1 protein-coding gene is annotated in these 712 nt (G+C 31.3%); it reads right to left on the bottom strand.

Features of this window, described 5'->3' with window-relative positions:
- Positions 1–434: 434 nt before the first annotated feature.
- Positions 435–712 (bottom strand): PhoU domain-containing protein (locus IDG60_RS18450; RefSeq protein WP_150531149.1); only part of this gene is annotated, 278 nt, incomplete at its 5' end.

Here is a 712-nt window from a genome sequence, read left to right as displayed (position 1 = left end):
ATTAAATGAGGAAATGTATAGAGCAGTGCATATAGATAAATCTATGATTGGATTAACACTAATATAAATATAAATGAAAAACCATCCACTTAAACTTTTGATAAGTTAGGTGGATGGTTATTTATTGTGTTGTTCTAAAAATTTGGACATTTATATAGAAGGAACTATATCTAATGTGAAGATAATGGCTATTCGCTTCAATGAAGGCGACGTGTAAAAGTGTATATTAAACGTTTCGGGGTCAGACTCCGAGAACAGTGTCCGTCATGCTTACCGCATACTAATGAAGCATTATTATATCAGTGTTTATAGCCGATTTAAGATAATAAATTTTGCTAAACAAAAAAGCCAACCCATGAATGTTGGATTGGCTTTTTACATGCATCTGAATCTCTAATTTTAAAAAAATATGAATATAAATAAGACAGTAAAAATTAAATTTCAGTTGTTGCAATTTCTTCATCTGTAGGTACATCATCGTTAAGGCCAACAAGTGCTTCAGAAACATTTCGTGAATGATAACCGATACGTTCAAGAACACCAATCATATCGATATATAGTAATCCGCCTTTTGTTGTACATTCACCACGATTAAGGCGTTTAATATGACCTTTGCGTAGTTTATGTTCAATATTAAATGATTCTCTACTACGTTCTACAATTTCATCTTTTTTCGTTTTGTCATAAACATCTAACATGTCGATGGCTTTAT

Source organism: Staphylococcus sp. EG-SA-2 (assembly GCF_017152085.1).
The sequence above is the reverse complement of the archived record's forward strand: the minus strand, read 5'-3'. Positions and strand labels throughout refer to the sequence as shown.